The sequence below is a fragment of the Parabacteroides caecihominis genome, from assembly GCF_023656785.1.
Taxonomy (GTDB): Bacteria; Bacteroidota; Bacteroidia; order Bacteroidales; family Tannerellaceae; genus Parabacteroides; species Parabacteroides segnis.
The window spans coordinates 52,784-74,682 of sequence record NZ_JAMOKS010000002.1 but is presented as its reverse complement, the minus strand read 5'-3'; the positions used below and the strand labels follow the sequence as shown (position 1 = coordinate 74,682).

At 42.9% G+C, this 21,899-nt stretch carries 13 protein-coding genes and 2 pseudogenes; 3 read left to right on the top strand and 12 right to left on the bottom strand.

Annotated features, from left to right (window positions below; translation table 11 throughout):
• Nucleotides 1-21: 21 nt before the first annotated feature.
• The 12 genes and pseudogenes from NBH14_RS01450 to NBH14_RS01395 form a co-directional block, all read right to left on the bottom strand.
• Nucleotides 22-3,240 carry a TonB-dependent receptor gene (locus tag NBH14_RS01450; protein WP_186961258.1) on the bottom strand — a complete coding sequence of 1,073 codons (3,219 nt, stop codon included), beginning with the start codon at nucleotides 3,238-3,240 and terminating at the stop codon, nucleotides 22-24.
• Between the two features lie 237 nt (nucleotides 3,241-3,477).
• On the bottom strand, nucleotides 3,478-4,500 hold the full coding sequence (locus tag NBH14_RS01445) for a FecR family protein (protein ID WP_186961259.1): 1,023 nt from the start codon (nucleotides 4,498-4,500) through the stop codon (nucleotides 3,478-3,480).
• A 70-nt stretch (nucleotides 4,501-4,570) separates the two neighbouring features.
• A complete protein-coding gene (locus NBH14_RS01440) occupies nucleotides 4,571-5,164 on the bottom strand; it encodes an RNA polymerase sigma-70 factor (protein ID WP_186961260.1) in 594 nt (197 codons plus the stop codon).
• Between the two features lie 148 nt (nucleotides 5,165-5,312).
• A complete protein-coding gene (gene lacZ, locus NBH14_RS01435) occupies nucleotides 5,313-8,378 on the bottom strand; it encodes a beta-galactosidase, LacZ type (protein ID WP_186961261.1) in 3,066 nt (1,021 codons plus the stop codon).
• 17 nt (nucleotides 8,379-8,395) lie between these two features.
• Nucleotides 8,396-9,745, bottom strand: coding sequence for an alpha-L-fucosidase (locus NBH14_RS01430; protein ID WP_186961262.1), 1,350 nt, complete (start codon nucleotides 9,743-9,745; stop codon nucleotides 8,396-8,398).
• Nucleotides 9,746-9,851: 106 nt separating this feature from the next.
• Nucleotides 9,852-11,564, bottom strand: a complete 1,713-nt coding sequence (locus NBH14_RS01425; protein WP_186961263.1) for a RagB/SusD family nutrient uptake outer membrane protein — start codon at nucleotides 11,562-11,564, stop codon at nucleotides 9,852-9,854.
• 19 nt (nucleotides 11,565-11,583) lie between these two features.
• Entirely contained in the window at nucleotides 11,584-14,952 is a 3,369-nt protein-coding gene (locus tag NBH14_RS01420; RefSeq protein WP_186961264.1) for a TonB-dependent receptor, read from the bottom strand.
• A gap of 318 nt (nucleotides 14,953-15,270) precedes the next feature.
• Nucleotides 15,271-16,260 carry a FecR family protein gene (locus NBH14_RS01415; RefSeq protein WP_186961265.1) on the bottom strand — a complete coding sequence of 330 codons (990 nt, stop codon included), beginning with the start codon at nucleotides 16,258-16,260 and terminating at the stop codon, nucleotides 15,271-15,273.
• Between the two features lie 70 nt (nucleotides 16,261-16,330).
• Nucleotides 16,331-16,924 carry an RNA polymerase sigma factor gene (locus NBH14_RS01410; RefSeq protein WP_009860761.1) on the bottom strand — a complete coding sequence of 198 codons (594 nt, stop codon included), beginning with the start codon at nucleotides 16,922-16,924 and terminating at the stop codon, nucleotides 16,331-16,333.
• 39 nt (nucleotides 16,925-16,963) lie between these two features.
• Nucleotides 16,964-18,055: a DNA polymerase IV gene (gene dinB, locus NBH14_RS01405; protein ID WP_297597985.1), complete on the bottom strand. Its 1,092-nt coding sequence runs from the start codon at nucleotides 18,053-18,055 to the stop codon at nucleotides 16,964-16,966.
• Between the two features lie 164 nt (nucleotides 18,056-18,219).
• Nucleotides 18,220-18,579: pseudogene (locus NBH14_RS01400) on the bottom strand (AraC family transcriptional regulator); the annotation flags it as partial.
• Between the two features lie 259 nt (nucleotides 18,580-18,838).
• Nucleotides 18,839-19,753, bottom strand: a complete 915-nt coding sequence (locus tag NBH14_RS01395; protein WP_186961267.1) for a helix-turn-helix domain-containing protein — start codon at nucleotides 19,751-19,753, stop codon at nucleotides 18,839-18,841.
• A 186-nt stretch (nucleotides 19,754-19,939) separates the two neighbouring features.
• Here NBH14_RS01395 and NBH14_RS01390 point away from each other — a divergent pair, with 186 nt between their 5' ends.
• The 3 genes and pseudogenes from NBH14_RS01390 to NBH14_RS01385 all read left to right on the top strand — a co-directional run bounded on the left by NBH14_RS01390 (nucleotide 19,940) and on the right by NBH14_RS01385 (nucleotide 21,897).
• Nucleotides 19,940-21,130, top strand: coding sequence for an MFS transporter (locus NBH14_RS01390; RefSeq protein WP_186961268.1), 1,191 nt, complete (start codon nucleotides 19,940-19,942; stop codon nucleotides 21,128-21,130).
• 10 nt (nucleotides 21,131-21,140) lie between these two features.
• A pseudogene (locus NBH14_RS28900) lies at nucleotides 21,141-21,266 on the top strand (DUF418 domain-containing protein); the annotation flags it as partial.
• Between the two features lie 166 nt (nucleotides 21,267-21,432).
• On the top strand, nucleotides 21,433-21,897 hold the full coding sequence (locus NBH14_RS01385) for a cyclophilin-like fold protein (RefSeq protein ID WP_186961269.1): 465 nt from the start codon (nucleotides 21,433-21,435) through the stop codon (nucleotides 21,895-21,897).
• Nucleotides 21,898-21,899 lie beyond the last annotated feature (2 nt).

Below are 21,899 nucleotides of genomic sequence, written 5' to 3'. Positions count from 1 at the left end.
ATTTCATATGGTTAGACAATATTAAAAACTGATGTTCACACCCAACAGGAAGGAACGTGTCTTCGGATAATAATTACGATTGTCGATACCCGGGGCCAGACCACTCAGGCTTACTTCAGGGTCTACACCTGTGTATTTGGTGATCGTAAACAGGTTCTGTCCCGTTACATAAAGACGCAATTGGCCGATTTCTTTGACTTTTTCCATATTGAACTGATATCCTAATGTCAGGTTATCCAGTTTCAGGAAAGAACCATTCTCCAACCAGCGGCTCGATGGTTGAGGGGCTTCCATAATGCCATCTTTGACAGCTTCATGCGAGATGTTGCAGGTCGCAGCCTGATTCAGTCTGGACAGATCGGCACGACTGGCGTTGAAGATTTTATTGCCAGCCATTCCCCGCAGGAAGAAGTTCAGGTCCCATTGTTTGTAACGGAAGGTATTGTTCCATCCGAAAGTAACTTTAGGTAACGCTTTTCCTACTTCCTTATAATCATCCGGTGATTTCAGTTTGTCGATCGTGACTGTCTCGCCAGCGGCATTTTCATATAATGTCTTTTGTTGTTCCTCGTCATATCCTACATATTTGAATGTATAGAATGTACCGATGGGTAATCCCGGCTTAACAAGGGAGACAGTTTGGGCGGTCCAGCCTTCCAACGTCATGGTTCCCTCATAACGTTCGGCGATAGACAGGTTTTCTATATTACTTGCCAGTGAACCGATCTTGTTCTTGTTGGAAGCAATATTGAAGGTGCTGATCCAGCTGAAGTCCCGGTTGTCTACGGCCACGACATTTGCCATAAATTCAATACCTTTATTGGTCATGCTGGCTCCGTTGGCAAGTAGCTGGTTGTATTGGTAAGGAGGAGACGGCACATTATATTTGTACAACATATCCTTTGTTTCCTTATTATACACTTCCAGACTACCGGAAACCCGTCCGCCGAAGATAGAATAATCGATCCCGATGTTTGTCATGGAAGTACTTTCCCATTTCAAATCCGGATTCGGGTTTTGTGTCACGCCATAACTGTTGATCCATTCATCATTGTAAATGAACTGGCTGGATTGTGGGCCGTAAAGGGTAAGCGATGTATACGGGTCGATATTTTGGTTACCGGATTTACCGTATCCCACTCTCAGTTTTAAATCCTGGAAGAACGATTGGTTTTCCATGAATTTTTCGCCTGTGATCTTCCATGCTACGGAAACCGACGGGAACATTGCCCACTTATTGTTTGCTCCGAATTTGGAGGAACCGTCCCGGCGTAAAGTAGCCGTTAATAAATACCGGTTGTCAAATCCGTAATTTACTCTGCCGAAAAATGACACCAATACTGACTGTCTTTTATTGGGATAATTTTGGAAATGAATGGCTTTATCTCCATTGCCGACAGACAGGTTATCGGCTCCGGTGGCATCTGAGGTAAAGTAATTATTAGTACCCCGTATTCCGTCGTTGTTGATGATCTTCTGATAGGAATAACCTGCCATAAGTTTCAGCTCATGTTGCCGGGCAAATGTTTTGGAATAATTGAGGGTCGTTTCGATCAGTTTATCCGTGTTTTTCAGGAATTCGCGGATGGCATTGCCTTTCCCCAGTACGGCTATATCCGTTGTTTTCTGATAATAAGCCTGATCGTATGTTTCCGTTTGTATGGAAGTCAGCATGTCGAACCGTAAACCGTCGATAATATCCAGTCCGATCTTTCCTGTCCCCTGCAATATGTTACGTGAACGGTGGTCGCTCCGTTGTTCCAGTATGGCGACAGGATTGTAATAAGTCATACGTCCGGGAACCTGGAAATAGCCTCCATACTGTTGGTTGGCAGGATCGTCAGACATTACCGGTGATTCGGGCAACCAGCGAGCGGCATAGTTGAAAATACTATAATCCACATGATCTGAACCGATAAAGCTGCCGGAGACAGACAGTCCGATATGCAGTCGGTTGTTCAAAGCATCTTGATCGACGCCGATACGTGCTACCAGGCGGTCGTAGTTGCTGTGTTTTACAATTCCTTCGTTGGACAGGTAATTGACTGAAGCATTATATTTTGTATTTTCACTGCCTCCGACCAGGCTTAGGTTGTGACTGTGGGAGAAACCTACACCTCGTAGCAATTCTTTTTGCCAGTCGGTACCAGCGCCATTACCTTCGTCACTGGCGGCAAGGGACATGTCGTGTTCGGCTAAAAAAGCCCGGTGTTCATCGGCATTTAAAACATTTACCCGACCGGAAACACTTTCGAGGGCGGCATATCCGCTGTAAGTCACTTGTGGTTTGCCGGTACGCCCTTTACGGGTGGTGACCATGATTACCCCGTTGGCAGCCCGTGAACCGTAAATTGCTGTTGCAGAGGCATCCTTCAAAACGTTCATTGACTCAATATCATCCGGGGATACCAAATTGATGGATGCTCCCGGTATTCCATCGATCACATAAAAAGGTGCAGTGGAGGCCGTCAATGAAGAAGGACCGCGTAACTGCATGGTTACGCTACTGTTGGGATCGCCACTACTGCGGTTTACCATTAATCCCGGAACTTTTCCTGCCAGCAACTGATCCGGACTGCGGGAGATGCCTTTGTTGAAGTCTTTGGCGGAGATAGACGAAATGGAACCTGTCAGGTCCGACTTTTTAACAGAACCGTAACCGACTACCACTACTTCATCGATATTCTGAAAATCTTCTTTCAGGGTGATCGTCAGGTTGGTTTGTTTTCCTACGGGGATGGATTGAGCGACGTATCCTATATAAGATATTTGTAAAGTCGCATTTCCGGCTGTTTCCAGTTGGAAATTACCGTCCATATCCGTAATGATACCGTTTGTCGTTCCTTTTTCTACGATGTTTGCTCCGATAATAGGCAGACCATTCACATCAATGACCGTACCAGTTACTTTTTTCTTATTACTGTCCGTCTGGTTGGATGCTTCATTTTTCTGAACAATGATATTTTTATTCTTGATCTCATATGAAACTTTTTGATCCTGAAGAATCTGTTTTACAACCTGATCGATTGTTCCATTATTTACTTTTACACGAATGACTTTCTGTGTGTTTATATCTCCGGAAGCAAAAACAAAGGAGTAACCGTTTTCTTCCTTCAATGTTTCCATGGCTTTCTTTACTGTCACATTGTTTAAATTCAGGTTTATGTTTTGCGAGAAAGCGGTAAAATTAAGGCAAAACACGACCAGGGCCATCAATATGGCCTTTTTTCTGATTTTCATAAGTAATTAGAATTAATTGTTTTAAACAAGAAATCTTAAAACCGAAAGTAAAGTTTTGCTATATTTGTCAGTACTTTCGGAAACTCGCAGTGATGGAGGCCGGAAATTTGAATCGGGAGATTGTGCAGATCTTCCGGTTCTTTTTTTATACCGTCCTCAGAGTTAACTTTAATCCGGGCTCTTTCTTTTCATACAAATTCATTTTTAAATTAATAATACGAGGTTGAATAAAAGCTTTTATCTGGAAGATAAGCGGACTGTTTTTCCTTCTATCCTATATTCCAGTTTACCGGTAGAGGCTAACATTTCCAGTATCTCCTGAATGGTTTGTTCCTTGCGCACGAAATTACCATAGAACCGGAATGTCTTCAGCGATTCATCTTCAATATGTATTTTTACGTTATAACTTCTTTCCAGTTCTTTGATAATATCCGGCAGCAATTCTTCGTCGAAGAACAGGAATCCGTTGGTCCATTCCGCCGTATACCGTGCTTCTGAGGCGGAAACCATCAGTTTGCCGTTCTTCTTGTTCAAGATCGCTTTTTGATCGGGTTCCAGATAACAAAGTGCATCGTTTTTCAGATAGTTTCTTAAGCATACTTTGCCTTCCAGCAGGCTGACGGACACTTCTTCGTCTTCCGGATAATTCCTGAAATTGAATTTTGTTCCCAACACTTTTAATTGCAATTCTTTTGTCGTAATTTCAAAAGGTAATTGTTTATTGCGTGTCACTTCGAAATATCCTTCACCACTTAATTTCAGTTTTCGTTCTTCTACACCGAAGCCTTGTGAATAGGTGATTGTCGAACCGGCATTCAGCCATACCAAGGTTCCGTCCGGAAGATATAATCTGGTTTTTGACCCTAACGGAGCTTCGACGACCATTTCGGCAAATTGTTTCTTTACCTGTTCGGTACCGGTCCGGTAGGAAGCGAAGGAAATAAGACAGAGAAGTGCGACGGCAGCTGCCCCATAAAAGAATTTATGTAAAGATAGCTTTTTGACGGTTTTCTCTTCTTGATGTGTTTGGCGGGTTCTGCTGAGGAACCGGCTGTATGCTTCTTCTTTATTATATCGTTCTTCTTCGCTTGCACTGATTGTTGAGAACCAGATCTCACGCATCTGTTGGAAATGTTTCTGATTTTCCGGGGATGCTTTGAGCCAATTCTCCAGTTCTGCTAGTTTTTCCGCTTCCAGACCTTGCGAAAGATATGTTGCGATCAGTTCATCTATCTCGATATGTGTATTTGTGGGCTTCATTTGTTATGTTCTTACTTATATGACAGTTGAAAAGAATGGGAGGGTAGTGTGGGCGGACAAATTTTTTATTTTAAATACAGAAACAGCAGAGGAGTATAAGCAAATACCTGTTTAAATCGGCATTCAGGCGGGATATTGCGTTTTTAATATGGTACTTGACGGTATTGATGGAAATACCTAATTCTTCGGCTATTTCTTCATAACGTTTCTCTTCGAACCGGCTTTTTTGAAAAACGGTCCTGCATTCATCCGGTAATCTTTCGATAGCATTTTTTATTTCCTGTTCGAGTTCGTTTTCCAGAAGTCTTGCCAGCGGGTAATCATCCGATGAGAAAACAGAATTGATCCATTCGTTTTGCTGGTCAATAACGGAAAAGCGGACTTCCCTTTTTTCTCTTTCCAGATTTAGGTAATTTATGCAGCGGTTACGCACAGCCTGGACCAGGTAGCTACGAAGGGAGGTGGTTATATTTACTGTTTCCCTGATTTCCCAAAGATGGAAAATGGCATCATCCACAATGGTCTCTGAAAGAAAGTCATCCTTCAGAAATTCGTAGGCAATCTTACATAACAAAGTATAATGATGATCATATATGTATTTGTATGCATGATTATCACCTCGTTTCAATGATCGTATTAATTGCAGTTCTTCTCCCGTTCCCATATTAGCATTCTACCTTACAGGTTAAGCTAATGGCAAATATACATGATAACTTTTAATAATTATCCAATTTATATAAAAAGGTTCCCTGTTAAACCGATGATTCTATTCAGTTTAGCAGGGAGCTTTTTATTGATATAAGATATTGAATTTATGGGTTGACGGGCTTTATAGTGAAGCTGAATTCATATCGGTTATCTTTCAGCAGATATTTTTCCATAGGCAGCGAACCCCATGTATCAATACATCCCAATCCCATTTGAACTAAATCAACAGACAGGATCGTTGTCGGACGTGAAGGAACTTCCAGACCGTGCCGTTGTTTTTTTGCCGGACTGTCATCCAGGTCTTTGGTGCTGAAGTGTAGTGCGCTGGCATTGAATGGTTTGGAAGAAACAAGACAAAATCCATTGTTATTCTGGTGTTTCAGTCTGAACCATCTTAGGTCACTTTTATTACCGGTCTCCTGAGGGCGGATGTAAGGATAATACTGGTCATTGACTTTCTGATTGTATTTGCCGATAAATGCACTCAGTTTTCTGTCCGCATAGTTTTCTATAGGGCCACGACCATAGAATTCAATATCATTGAATCCGGGACATAACGTTATTTGCATGCCGAAACGGGGCAGGAAGGATTCTTTATCGGTATCCTTAATAGAAAGAGATTGCGTGATAGCAATTTCGCCGGCAGCATTGATCCGGTAAATCAGCATTAAGTCTGCCTGACATTCGGGTAAATGATAATCAGCTTTGACCTCAACGGTGTTATTCTTCATTTCTGAAGTGAATGAATTTAGTTCCATTAGCGGCTCACACCACATGCCGAGTTTTGCAGGCAGTCTTGCTCCGAAATCGTTATCGGTCGGAGCTCTCCAGAAATTAGGTTTCAGGAAAGAACCTTCTTCCATGAATTCATTCCCTTTATAGGAATATCCGCTTAATAGTCCGTTCTTTTTGTTGAAACAGATCAGGGCGGTGGGTGTTGAGACTTCTAATGCATATCTGGTATCATATATCTCAGGCTGATCCTCTGTCGTGATAGAGGAACCGACATTCCAGTTGTATGTTGTTATATCCAGTTGCTGTCTGGCAACAATGTGGCCGGCTTCCAGCAAAGACTCTGAATCTTTTAACTTATAGAAAAGATTCAGGAATGTTTCTTTGCCATTATCTGTGATTTGATAATCTAAAGATAATGTCTGTCTTTCCTGTGGCTGTATATTTAAAGAGGAAATAACCCCTTGCCTGGTAATAACGCCTTCTTCCTGTATCTGCCATTCCAAATATACATTGCTCAGGTCGGAGAAGAAGTTTTCATTAAAGATACTGATTTTTCCCTCTTTGATATTTACCGGAGTAGTCCAGATCGATTGGTGAACCATTCTGACTTCGTCCAGGTGGGGATTGGGTTTCCGGTCCGGATTAAATAGCCCGTTACAGTTAAAATTATTGTCTGAAGGCAAATCTTTTCCGAAGTCGCCTCCATATGCATAGATCATTTTTCCGTTACGGAATTCGTGGATTCCCTGGTCTGCGAAATCCCAGATGAAACCTCCCTGAAGATTATCATATTGGCGATATAAATCCCAGTATTCTTTGAATCCTCCCATGGAATTTCCCATGGCATGGGCATACTCGCATTGGATCAGGGGCAGGGGCTCTTTAGATTTGCCATAGTTTTCCAGCGTCTGGTAATCCACATAGAAAGGACAATAGATATCCGTATGGCTTTTCTTTCCGGCTCTTTGATACTGGACAGGACGTGAACTGTCGATTTTCTTCATTTCTTTGTAGCTTTCGATGAAGTTCATTCCGTCGCCGGATTCATTTCCCATGGACCAGATGATAACGGATGGTACATTTTTGTCCCGTTCTACCATGCGGGTTGTCCGTTCGATATGGGTTGTCATCCATTCTTTCATGTCTGCGATTTTCTCGTATCCGTGCGCTTCTATGTTCGCTTCATCCAAGACGTAGATGCCATATTTATCACAAAGTTCATACCAATAAGGGTCATTCGGGTAGTGGGATGTTCTTACGGCGTTGATATTGCTCTCTTTCAGTAATCTCACATCCTCTTCCATCCGTTGGCGGGATACATGGTATCCTCCGTCCGGATCCATTTCATGGCGGTTCACCCCTTTGATCAGAATCGCTTTCCCGTTGACTAATAGCTGTCCGTTCTTAATTTCAACCCGTTTGAAACCGACGCGCTGGGGAATACATTCGAGAAGTGTCCCTTTTGAATCGAATAAGGATATATATAATGTATATAAGTTCGGCTGCTCGGCACTCCAGGGATCAATTTCCTCAAAACTTGTTTCGACTGAGAGTGCTTTCCCGCCGGCTTTTTCTTCTTTCCATAAAAGATCGTTCTTGTCGTTCTTCAGTTCAAAAAGGATTCTGGATTTATTGGAAGGAGCTGATAATAGTGCTTTTACAGACAGAGTGCCAGCTTTGTTATTTTCAGCCAAAGTTGCCGTAACCTGATAATCTGTAATATGTTCTTTGTTTTTTGCATATAGATAAACATCGCGGGAGATACCTGTAAAACGCCAGAAATCCAGGCATTCAACGTATTTCCCGTCACACCAGCGGAAAATCTGGAGCGCGATCAGGTTTTCTCCTTTTTTGAGATAAGAAGTAATATTGAATTCGGCTTCTAGTTTGCTGTCTTCACTGTAACCGGCAAATTTTCCGTTTATCCAGATATACACATTGGGGGATACGGCTCCCAGGTGCAGGATGACTTCTTGTCCGGACCAGTCATCCGGAATTGTTATACTGCGGCGATAGGAACCCACATGATTATTTTTCTCAGGAGTAACAGGCGGTTCGGGCTTCATCAGATAATCCCATTCGTAACGTTGGTTTACATATACAGGGTCACCATAACCATGCATCTCCCAGATGCCAGGAACTTCAATTAGATCCCATGCCTTGTCGTCGTAATTTGTTTTGAAAAAATCAGCAGGTCGGTCGGTCAGGTCAGGAACCCATTGGAAACGCCACATGCCGTTTAGTGAAAGATATTTGTTCGATTTCTCCTTGATTCCTTCAACCGCTTTCTCTTTGTTTTCATAGGGGAAAAAAGAGGCATGCATCGGTTCGCGGTTTATACTGTTTACCGACGGGTCTTTCCATTCGGTAAAATTTTGTCCGTAGCTAGTGAACGGGCAGAGGAGGGCTATGATAAAAAAAAGTATTTGCTTCATGTTGAATAATTAATAAGTTACCAGATAAGTTTGACTGTATCTACCATGCGTGAACGCATACCGGCAGGAATCTGTATGCTTATTTCTCCGTTAGAGTAAGAGAAAGGAACAGATGCTCCCGTACGTAATAAGATGGCTTGACGGGGAGAGGATTTTATTTCTTTCAGGATAATTTTCTTGTGGAAATTAGGAAATGCGTGTACGTATATCACATCTTTTTTAACGGTAGTCGGTTGATTATCTTTTTCAGGAAAAGATCCGGCTGTTACATTATAGACGGATTCTCCGGAGTGTTTCATCCAATTCCCAATTTCTTCCCACGCATCTAAGGCTTCCGGGGGGATGGAACCGTCTGCACAAGGGCCTATGTTGGCCAGGAAATTGCCTCCCCAAGCACGCAGAATGATCAGTTTTTCTATTACGTCGGCTCCGGTATCCATCCTGTCGCTGGTCGAGTAACTCCACCAACGGCTGGGCCAACAGGGATCGTTTGTCTCGAACCAACCGGTAAACCGTTTATTGGGAAGAGCCCCTTCCGAATCTCCGTAATCTCCGGGTTCTCCGTTTCGCCGGTTGATAACGATGCCGGGTTGTAATTTCCGTATTTCATCGTTTGAGATCTCGCCGCTTCCTCCGTCGAACCAGAATAAATCGATCCTGCCGTATTGGGTCAGCAACTCTCTCATCTGGTTGGCGACCATCGTTCTCCTTTTTTGGTCGTGTCCGGCAGGTTTATCCGGCAATCCGGCAATTACCTGATGGTTGATATCCATAACTGTTTTACCGGAATAATCCCAATTTATGTATTTGGCGTCGAAATGCCAATCGGGCGGCGAGTAGTATAAGCCGACTTTTATTCCATGTCTATGGCAGGCATCAGTAAATTCTTTCACCAGATCTCTTCCTTTCATTTTTTGTTTTACGCCAAGATCACTGTATTTGCTGGGCCATAAAGTATATCCGTCGTGATGTTTGGTTGTAAATACGATATATTTAAAACCTGCTTTTTTTGCTTTTGAAACGATCTCTTCTGCATTGAAGTGTTCCGGGTTCCATCGGTCAGCCAGTTTCCAGTAATCAGCGGGAGTGATTTCCCCGTCTTCCCAGGGTTTATTAGCATACATGCCCCAGGAGAGGTCGATTCCTCCGTGAACTGCTGCCAGACCGAAATGTATAAATAATCCGAAGCCGTCTTTCGGAAACCATTGTGCATCCGGATGCGTATTTAGGGTCGATACCGATACACCGGCCTGGGCTGAATTTTGTCCCAGGATCGTGTGTTGTGCAGCGGCAACATCGTCATTCTGGGCAAATGCCGGTAATCCGGCACAGCATAATAGAAGTGCCAGTAAATGTTTTATTTTCATATGACCTTTTAAATCTTTGCCTTTTATTAAAAAAGATCGGGAGTATTTATCTTTCTTTTATAAGGAAACCAAATACTCCCGAACATAATCTGTTATGATTTTATAATTACCATCCCGGACTTTGTTTCAGGTTGGTATTCATCGTTATCTGATCCAGTGGTAACGGCATATAATAATGTTTATTTTCATTGAAAGTAAATCCTTGCGGGTATTTAGACTGATAAACATCTATATAACCATTCTTGTCCAGTGTAATACTGAAATCGGTCGTTGATGTGTCGCCGTATTTCCGTGCCTTTACTTCCGGATATTGGCTTTGTACGAAATGCATTCCCAAGAAAGGTTTTTCCAGCAGTTTTCCGCATTTCCAACGCATCAGGTCGTCATAGCGATATCCTTCGCAAGCCAGTTCGACACGGCGTTCGCGGCGGATTTCGCGGATCAGGTTGGATACGTTCGGATACAGTTCTTTGATCGTTGGGTCTTCAAATCCTACGTTTACGGAGAGATGCGGCATTCCGGCACGGTCTCTTAATACGTTGATTGTTTTATCCAGTACATTCTGGTCGCATTGTCCCAGTTCTGCTGCGGCTTCAGCGTAGATCAGTAAGGTTTCCGCATAACGGAATACAGGGGCATCCGTGTAGTTACGCGCATTCATTAATACCTGATCTTCGCGGTAGTATTTCAGCAACTGATAACCTGTGGAAGTATTGTTGCTGGCAGTACCCGGAATACCCGGTTTTCCGATATTCACCTGATGATGTGTGGTACCCGGATAGATACATATCTGTTGTAAACGAGGGTCACGGTCTTTCAGTTCTTCCTGCATCGTTTCGTCCGAATAGTCTTTATTCAAAGCGACAGGTGTTCCGTCTGCACACAAGAAACTTTCAATAAGACTTTTCGTCATACTTCCGGCCGTGGCACAAACCATGTTGTGAGTCAGTTTATCCAATACATAATGGCGGTGGAATATCATTTCGGGATTACCGTTCAGATCATCCTGGATAAAGAGATCCTGATAATCTTTTTGCGGATTACCGGTAGTGTATAACGTATAATGTTTAGATTCCTCCAGTTCTTTGGCTGCGGCAAGTGCTTCACGCAACATTTCTTCTTCCTGTCCCAGACCATGATATTTCCTGAAAGAACCTTCGTACAGGCAAAAGCGGGCTTTAAATGCCAATGCAACATCTTTGTTTATTTTGGCAGTAGCTTCTTTTCCTTTCTCCGGAAGGTGTTGTACGGCGAAATTGATATCGGCAAGCACTGAGTCGACTACTTCGAATCGCGGCATCTGGCTGCTGTATAACAATTCTTCGTCATTGACCGTTAAATCCTTATTGATCCAAGGAACATTGCCGTAAGCCTTAATTTTAGGGAAGTAAATATAAGCTCTGAAAAAACGGGCTTCAGCCTGATACTGGGCAAGGACTTCCGGGCTGACATCCGCTCTGGAGCATCTTGCCAGGAAATAGTTTACGTTTCTGAGTGTTTCCCACTGCCAGATTTTTCCTATATCACCGTCCGAATTGGAGTTGGGGACCAGATGTAATCCGGCAGCAACATTATTCGCTGTGCTGGGAGCCATATTGTCGGACATTTCATCACGGGAGAGCATTTCCGCCTTTTCAAAGTTTTTTCCGTATCCTTCCAGTAAAGGATAGAAAGATAAACTATAAGTATTTAAGTCGTTTTCCGTCTGGAAATACTTATCCTCGCTTAATTTGTCCAAAGGACTTTTATCTAAAAAGTTATCGTTACAACTTGTGATCAGTAACAGACTGAGTACTGATGTCAGAATATTTTTTTTCATATATAGTGATCTCCTAAAATTACAAATTAACTTGAATACCGAAAGAGAAACTTCTGTAGAACGGATATGCATCGCCGGCAGACTTTGTCGTTTCCGGGTCGAATGTTTTTACCATCGGTGTGCATTCGAACAGGTTTTGTCCGCTGACGTAAAGACGTATCTTGTCGAATAAGATCTTTTTAGTCAGTTGTGCGGGCAATGTATAACCAACAGTCAGGTTTTTCAACCGGATATAGGCTGCATTCTGGATATAACGGCTTTGTACCAGCGAATTGTAACTGGCGTTTTTGATAGAAGGATAATAAGCGTCCCGTCTGTCTTCTTTCCAGGTGTTTTCATACAATTCTCTGGTGATCTGGGTATATCCTTGTTTGATAGGTCCCCAGAACAGGAAGTTCGTAAATTCCATATCACGTTTTCCTACGCCCTGGAAGAAAATGTTCAGGTCGAATCCTTTATATTCCAGATTACCGTTGATACCGTACATAAATCTGGGGTTTCTGTTACCGATTACTTTCTGGTCGCCGGGATTAGTGGCGGTTCCTTCTCCGTAAGTGATTTTGCCGTCTCCGTCCAGGTCTTTATATCTGACGTCTCCCGGCTCCCATTTTCCAGTGTATAAAGCACTTTGATCGGGACCGGCTTTTACTTCTTCTTCCGACTGGTAGATACCGTCGGTATCGAAGCCCCAGATTTCACCCAATGTCTGTCCTACGTAATACCGTTCGTTACCGGCATTATCTTTGCCAAACAGTTTTTTCTCATTAGAGGAAAATTTGGTGATCTTAGAGAAGTTATCCGCCAGGTTGAAGCTGATATCGTAACGTAATCCGTTTTTGAGTTCGTCTCTCCAGGTAAGAGATAATTCCCATCCTTTTGTTTCAAGATCGGCTGCATTTGTTTTAGGAGGTGTAGCCCCGAGGATATCCGGCAATGACAGACCGGCTGTCAACATATCGGTTGTTTTACGGTTGTAGACATCGAAAGTTCCGCTCAATTTAGAGAAGAGGGCGACATCTAAGCCGACATTGATCGTTGTCGTTTTTTCCCAGGTCGGTGTGAAGTTTACCAAGTCACCCACTTTGACACCTGTAGGACGGTCTATGTTCTGTCCCGAGCCAAATAACCAGTCGATCTTTTCACTGTTCAGCAAAGAGTAGAATAAAGTATTGCTAACCTGCTGGTTTCCGAGTGTACCGTAAGAAAGTCTGATTTTCATGTCATCAATGACGTTTTTAGTATTCATCATAAATGCTTCTTCTGAAATTCTCCATGCGCCGGAGAAAGAGGGGAAGAATTTATACCGGTAATCTTTCGGGAATTTGGATGAACCGTCGTAACGTCCGTTTACTTCGAACAGATAACGTTGTTTCCAGTTGTATCCCAAACGGAAGAATGCACCTCTTATCGCTTCATGGCTATGTTCGCCGGTTGCATATTCGCTTCCGGTACCTAAATTGATCTCCGGGATATTTTCACTGATCAGGTCTTTTCTTGTCGATTTGTGGTATTGGTCTTCTTTCCATTCCTGGTTGAAACCTAATAACGCTGTGAAGTTATGGTCACGGATTGACTTATCATATTGAGTAAATACATTGAATATGTATTGATCATTATGTCTGGATTCCATGTCGATGCCTGTATCATCCTTGATCCAGTACTGATCTTCCCTTTCAGCAGCTTCCGTCACTTTTGTCAGGTGTGACTTTTTCAGTTCCGAATAGCGGTTATAGGAGAAGTCCGATTTTACAAACCATCCCGGCATAAGATTCAAAGTGGCATTGAATGAAATCCAGTTGTCCATTTTATCAGTCAGACGACGTCCGGCTTGTGCGAGATAGGCTGTCACCTGTCCCATGTAATGACCGTCTTCGCGCTGTATCGGACGGTAAGGAGGAGTACCCGGCAACGAATACCAGATAGAACCGATATTGTCTCTGACATGCGGTTCGTCGATATTCCCTTTATTCAGTTTGTATGAACCACCGACTGATAAGTATTTATTGATTTCGGTGTTGATGCTCATATTGATATTGTATTGTTTATAATCGTCCGGATTCAGTTTGATTAATCCGTTCTCATTCATATATCCGGCGGACAGATAGAAATTGGTTTTCTCCGTTCCTCTTGAAACGCTTAAAGTATGTTTTTGTCTGGGAGAAGCATTTCTTAATACTGTGTCATAGTAATTTTCATTGTCACAGTAATAAAGCAGACCGTCTATATTCAGTGTCAACGGATTATTGGCCGGATCTTCCATTCTTTTACGTACAGCCTCTATCCAGAAGTCCTGATACGGTCTTGAGCCGACACCATTCGTTCTTTCGGATGATTCGTTATTAGCATCCATGTATTCCAATGTGTTTACCATGTCAGGAATACGAGTCGGCTTGCTCCATTGGATATTGTTGGTATATGAAACACGGACTTTTCCGTCTTTATTGCTTTTACCGCTTTTGGTAGTAACAAGAATAACACCGGCAGAGGCACGCGCACCGTAGATAGCGGCAGAAGCGGCATCTTTCAAAACAGATAATGATTCGATATCTTCCGGATTCAACAAGTTGATATCCATCGGTACACCGTCGACCAGGCAAAGCGGATTGGAGTCATTCAATGAAACTTTACCGCGAATGTTGAATGTAGCAGCTTTACCTGGACTACCGTCTCCCAGGTCTACATTCAGGTTGGGGACAACGCCTTGTAATCCCTGGCCTACACTTGTGATCGGACGGCTATCCAGCGTTTTGGAAGTGACCTGTGTCACGGCTCCCGTCAGGTTGACTTTCTTCTGTACACCATATCCAACCACAACGATCTCTTCAAGTGCCTGCTGGTCTTCTCTCAACTGAATGGCAAGTAAATTCTGGTTGTTGACAGGAACTTCAGATGATTTATATCCGATGTATGAAACCTGTAATACGGCACCGTTGGGTACTTCGAAGTTAAAATGACCGTCGATATCCGTGATCGTACCTGTTGTGGTACCTTTGATGACAACATTAGCACCAATGATCGGTTCGCCTTTGGTGTCTGTAACAGTTCCGGAAATCTGCTTCTTTTGCTGTAATACTGCCGGAGCTGATGTTTCAGAACGTTTCTCAAACAAGTATATTTTGTTATTTCTGATTTCATAACTCAAATTGGTATCGGCAACGAGTTTTTCCAATACCTGGGCTACATCGGCATCTTCCACCTGAATACTCATTCTTCTGTCCAGGTTGACGATCTGTTTGCTGTATGCTACGCTTAGTCCTGTCTGCTTGGTAATAGTAGACAGTATCTTTTCCACTTTTACGTTATTGAGGGAGATGGATACCCTTTGGGCGGAAGCCTTCGCAGTAAAAGTTAACAAAGAGATGACAAGAAATAAGAATGTCAGTTTCATTGCATTCGGGATTTTCTCAATTAATATTAAAAGGTGCCTGGGGATAAGGCACAGATTATTTTTTTTCATATTTTTGAAATGAATTTATGTATTAGAAATTAATTTGAATTTCGGTACGTCGAATAACCGGGGATGTGGGGACATTTCCGGTTATTTTTTTTGAGTCTGTTATGTCGTGTCGTTCATGCTTGTCTTTATTTTTATAGGTTAAACAATATGATAGTTTCTCGATCCTTTACGGGGCGACTGGCCCCTGTTCGTCTTTATATAGTAGACACACAAGGGACAAAAAAGTATGAGTGGAGAATGTGAAATTATTTATTTTTTTCTTCTTATCTTTATAATGCCCTCTTCTTCAGAGAATTGTATAGGCGTTATTTTTTCAAGATCTTTCAGTATCTGTTCCAGCTTCTGATCTGTGGACGTTAGTGTATAGTTATAATAGAGCAGCGAGGAATCCTGCATTTCGAACTCTACGTTGTACCAGCGGGACAAGGTCGTGATGACATCGGATAAAGGTGTATTATTGAATACGATCTGATTTTTTTTCCAGGCAGAGTTATGCCCGATGTCTTCAGGCCGGGATATTTTGCAGACACCGGTTTTGCGGTTGTAGGTGGCTTTCTCACCCGGTTGTAAATGAGCAAGCGGGCGGGTATTATTGGCTAAGGCTACTTTTCCGGTTTCCAGCGAAACGAAGATATCCGGATCGGTTGCGTATGCTTTTACGTCGAATGTTGTACCCAGTACTTTCACATTGACTTCTTTCAAGTCGACAATGAACGGGCGGTCTTTGTTGGGAGATACTTCGAAGAAGGCTTCTCCTTCCAATTCGACTTTACGCTCGTTGAAACCGAACTTCCGCGGGTATTTGATACGTGTCTCGGCATTGAGCATGGCCTTGGAACCATCCTGGAAAATCAGTTGCATACGTTCACCTTTGGGAACATATATCTCTTCGTAGCCGGAATCGGCAAACAGGTCGATACGTTTATCTATATACCAGAATTGACCGAGGAATAATAGTAATGGAATGAGAATGGCGGCTGCCCGGAAAAGCATCTGTTTTCTTTTCCGGAGTTGGATTCTCTTCATAATATACTGATACATCTCATCGGAAGGGATGCTGCGTTCTGCATACAGTTCTTCGCTGCCCGGCTGTATCTTTTCTGCGTCCTCATCCATCAAGGAGGACAGATATTTTGTGCCCTCGGGAGTGGAGAACCAGCGAATTACCTGGCGGGCTTCCTCCGGGGTGGCCGTGTTGTTGAGGGTCCTGTCGATGATATGTTTATCTGGTGCTTTCATTTTATTCCTGTTTTCTTAATTGACACATAACTGGGCGGATAGTATGAGTGTTTGTTACTCTTTTTTCTTTTCAGGAGAAAAGAGAGGAGAGCAATAGGATTAGTAACTTATCGAAATGTTCACGGAGCAGCTTGATAGCCTGCGAGTAATGAGTTTTGACAGTCGGTATGGATATCTGCATTTTTTCTGCGATTTCCTGATTGGATAAACTGTCTTTCAGTTTGTACAGGCAGACTGCTTTCTTTTGTTCCGGCAGGCCGTCGATGGCCCGGTACAGTTGCTCGGTCATTTCCTTCTCTTCCAGTTTCGATAATATTTCGTTTTCATATTCGATTGTTTCCTGTGCCAGTTCGTAATTCTTCTCCAGAGCGGTGTAGTTGTTGCGTATCTCGTTCAGGAGATGGTTTTTCAACATGGTGTACAGGTAGTTTCTCAGGTTGATATGGATGCTGAACAGGGAACGCGATTCCCAGAGTTTCAGGAATATCTGCTGGACAGCGTCTTTTGCGGTGTCATTGTCTTTTAAATATTTGTATGCCAACACATAGAGCAGTTTGTGGTAGCGTTCATAAATAGCAGTAAAAGCCCTCTCATTTCCTTTTTGCAAAAGAATAAGTAACTCGTCATCGGTTTGCCCGGATATGGAGAGGAACCGCTTGTGCATATAATAGTATCCCTTTTAGATTTCTGTGCAAATATAGCTTTAATATGAAACTTTCCAATCGCTGAACTCCAAACTTAACTGTTCCCACCGTTCTTTTCTTTCTGTTTCCTCGCGTTCTTCCAAAGGATTTGAAACGGAAAGGCCGATTAGCCGGATGGGGTTGGTTGCGTAATCCACTTCCCTGAGCAGTTGTTTGGCCAGAGGAAGAATATCATTTAGGGTGGTGAGTTCACGGGGCTGCGTGATACTTTTCGTTTTCAGGGTGAAATCGTGAAATTTAATCTTTAATGTCAGTGTGTTCCCTTTGAAGCCTGTCCGTTGCAGGCGGCCGATTAATTCGGTGGCAGCATGATAAAGCTCGATGATGACGGAAGAGGTACGGGAAATATCCTTTTCCAATGTATGTTCACACCCGACGGATTTACGGATACGGACGGCTTCGACCGGGCGAAGGTCTATTCCTCGGGCACATTCGTAATACAGACTGCCTGCTTTACCGAACTGGCGGCTCAGCATTTCCAGCGAACAGTCCCGTAATTCGGCACCGTTATGAATGCCTAATGTGTGCATCTTCTTGGCAGTGACCGGGCCCACGCCCCAGAATGACTCAATGGGTAGCCGGGCGATAAAGTCGAGTGCCTGGGCCGGATGGATGGTGCAAAGGCCGTCCGGCTTACGGTAATCGGAGGCGATTTTAGCCAGGAATTTATTATATGAAATGCCGGCGGAGGCGACCAGATGCAGTTCTTGCCTTATCCGTTGCTTGATTTCTTTCGCAATGTCGACCGCCAGGAGGATTTGCTTTTTATTTTCCGTCACATCGAGGAAGGCTTCATCCAGCGAAAGCGGTTCGATGATATCCGTATACTCATGGAAAATCTCGTGGATTTGTGAAGATACTTCTTTATATACGCTCATTCTGCCCGGCACAAAAATCAGGTGAGGGCATAAGCGCTTGGCTTTTTGTGACGACATGGCGGAACGGACGCCATATTTACGTGCCTCATAACTGGCCGCAGCAACCACGCCACGCTCTTCCGAATAACCGACAGCCAGCGCTTTTCCCCGCAGCTCCGGATTATCCCGCTGTTCGACCGATGCATAGAATGCATCCATATCTATATGTATGATTTTACGTTCCGTATAACCTCCTTTTCCTAAACAAAGATACGTAAAAGGGAGGAGATACCGTAGGGGGACAGTCCTCTTTTGGCTAAATTACAGATTTTCGAGTGTCTGTTTTAGTTAAGAATTCGTATTAGTTGAGTTCTTTTCTTGAAACATATATCCGTTTTGTAGAAGAAGGAATAGTTTTTTATATGTTCGCCCAATGATGTGCGGTAAAACAAATCGGGATGGAATGCCAACAACCAGCCTTTCCGAAGAAGTAGTTTGCTATGGTCTATTTTTATGGACTCGCCCGGAGTAAAGAACAAGAGTGACGCATTGGAATAATCATAGTATTTACGCCCGTACAAAAAGTCTTCGACATCCCCTTCCATCATAATGACGGTATAGAAGTCAAACTTGATGGTACATTGCTCCAAGTTGGCTTGTGACAAGTCAATGACGCTGACAAGAGGATGAAGTGTCTTGTATCCCAGACAACAGTTACACTCATGTACGGTTTCTATATTTAAGATATTCTCTTTCATTTTTATTGCTTATTTGAAGACAAAGATAATAGGCGCCAACCATACTGCCTCACGTCTTCTTTGCATATCTGTAATTGGGGTTATGATATCTGTAACCTGTATACATAATTCGTAGCCCGCTTTAGAAAAGAAGAAGCAACCGTCCCTATGTGGTAGGTGAAGTTGCTTCTTCGAGTACTGTGTTTTGCTGTACTTGTTTATAGTATCAACTTTTATTGTTCCATTGATAGCGGTATATTTAAGGAGGTAATACTATCGGTTACCGGATAACCTGTCTTTGTTGCAATCTGTATTCATTAGGTGTGCAACCGATACGTTTTTTGAACAGCCGGCAGAGATGTTGCGGATATTGGAATCCCAATGTATAAGCAATCTCGCTCACCGTCTCATCCGTATTGACAATATGTTCTTTTGCCAGTTCAATTACTTTCTCCTGGATGCACTCTTGCGGTGTCTTTCCTGTTTCTTTCTTAACCATATCCCCGAAATAGTTGGATGAAAGACATATCTTGTCTGCAAAGTATTTAACGGAAGGCAACCCGTCGTGCATCGGTAACTTGCTTTGGAAATAGTCACCTAATAGTTGCTCGAATTTAGTCAGAGCATCCCTGTTCGCATTACTCCGGCTAATGAACTGACGTTCATAAAAACGCATGCAATAGTTAAGAAGCAATTCTATATTCATCGCAATCAGGGGCTTACTGTGTTTGTCTATGGCGTGCTCCAGCTCGATACTGATTTTTTCCAGACAATCCATTACTATTCCTCTTTCCTGTTCCGAAAGATGCAATGCCTCATTTACGGCATAGGAAAAGAAAGTATAATTTTTAATGCTTTTCCCCAGGGCAGTCCCATGAATCAGGTCAGGATGAAAGACGATGCCATAAACTTGCGGGGCGATTTCGTCCTCTATCGTGTCAACACCGGCTGTTTGGCCGGGAGCAAAACAAACGATAGTTCCTTCTTCATAATCATACGAGGTACGTCCGTATTTGATATTACAACTTTTGGTCTGTTTCAGGAAAAGCGCATAAAGTCCGTAATTCATCTGGATATGATTAACCATATTGGTTGCTTTGGTAAGGTTGACAACACTAACCAGGGGATGTAATGTTTCAAGGCCGTACAAACTATTGTACTGGTCTACATTATCTAATTTTAGTATCTGATCCATAAGCGTAAATATTTGAACTACAGCAAAAATACGAATAAAAAGGATATGGATTTTGCGAAGTACTTGAAATCTGTAATTGGGGTTATACTATCTGTAATTGGGGTTATGATGTCTGTAATCTATCTACAGAGTGATTGATTTTAAGCCTGTAACTTTGCAATATGAAACAAAAGGATAATATAGATAATGAAAGAAACAAGTAAACTCAAACCCAATTCGGGCGCATTGCTCGTCTTTATCCTGACAGTGGGTGTATTCGGAATCATCAATACCGAGATGGGCGTAATAGGCATATTGCCCTTGATTGCCGAAACTTTTCATGTAACTGTCCCTGAAGCCGGTTGGACGGTTAGTATATTTGCGTTGGTGGTGGCTTTGTCCGCCCCTGTCACCCCTTTGCTTTTTTCAGGTGTAAACCGGAAAAAAGTGATGTTGTTGGCATTGGGAGTCTTCACATTGAGCAATATCATTTCAATGCTCACCTCCAACTTTACGGTGCTGCTGATAGCCCGGGTACTTCCGGCTTTTCTGCATCCCGTCTATGTCTCTATGGCTTTCACCGTTGCGGCTGCATCTGTTAGCAAAGAAAAAGCGCCGAAGGCTGTTGCTAAGGTCTTCATAGGTGTCTCTGCTGGAATGGTGCTGGGAGTACCTGTGACAAGCTATATTGCAAGTGAAGTTTCTTTCACGATGGGAATGGCGTTTTTTACGATGGTCAATGCGTTGGTATTCATCGCAACTATTCTTTTCGTGCCTTCTATGCCGGTCAAGGAAAAGTTATCCTATGGCGAACAGTTGGGTGTGTTGAAGAAAAAGATTATGTGGTATTCCGTTATTGCCGTCATGCTGATTAACGGAGCTCTGTTCGGGTTCTTTAGCTATATGTCGGATTATCTAAAGACGGTTACAGAAGTTTCCTACAACGTAATCAGCAGTATGTTACTGATATACGGCCTTGCCAATATTGCAGGAAATGTCATAGCCGGAAAGCAGCTAGCCATGAATCTTGTACGGAGCATGGTGCTTATTCCGTTTGTACTGTTCGCTTCTTATGTATGCCTCTACTTTTGGGGAGAATGGATAACGGCTATGGTAGTTATCATCCTACTGCTTGGCGTACTTGCCGGATATGCCCAGAATACCATGCAATATATGATAACCGATGCAGCTCCCGAAGCTCCAGATTTTGCAAATGGACTGTATCTTTTGTCCGCTAATCTGGGCACGACGATAGGTGCAGCCGTTTGTGGTCTGTTCATTACCTATTCAGGCACACGCTATTCCGTCTTTGGTTCTCTGCTGTTCCTTGTGGCAAGTGTCGTGTTCGTCGCATTGAGAGTCCGGGCAAAACAGTCCCATAGGCAGGTTAAACTGTAAGTTGTATCTCTATACATTATTTTCGCTGTTGTTCGGCATCGGTTTCTCTATTATTATTTCAAATGCGATGCGAAAACATGTCAACGGCTTTTCTATCTTTTATCGGCGGATGGCGATGTTGTTGCTGATAGGTTTCTATAATAATGTTCCGGTGATGGCTTTTCTCCTGTAGGTGAAGGGAATGGTAATATCTGTAATTGAGGTAATGAAGTCTGTAATTCATCTACAAAAGAAGTCTTTTTCTTCCCGTAATTTTGCAGTGTAGAAACAACATAGTTTGATAACCCCTAAAACAAAAAAGAATGAGACGTTTGATGGCATTATGTGTACTGATCACTATTTTCAGTCTGGTATCTTGTGGAAAGGATGATGTGAATGCAACGGAACCAGTAATAGATGCTACCCATCGATTGGCAATCGTGATAGGCTCACAAACTATCACTGCTACTCTGTATGATAACCCGACGAGCAGGGATTTCATATCACGTCTTCCTCTGACAGTTGATTTGAACGATTATGGAGGGATGGAAAAAGTGTTTACGCCTTCCCCCGAACTGACAACCTATAATTCCCCTGCTGGCATGAATCCTCAGGCCGGAGATATCGCATTGTTTGCTCCCTGGGGAAACATAGCCATCTATTACAGGAACGGAACGTCTTCCGGTTCATTGATTCCCATCGGGCGTATCGAAAACGGGATTAATGCTTTAAATGTTTCCGGAACTATACAAAATGTAAGGTTTGAACTTACAAGTATTGAACCCTAAAA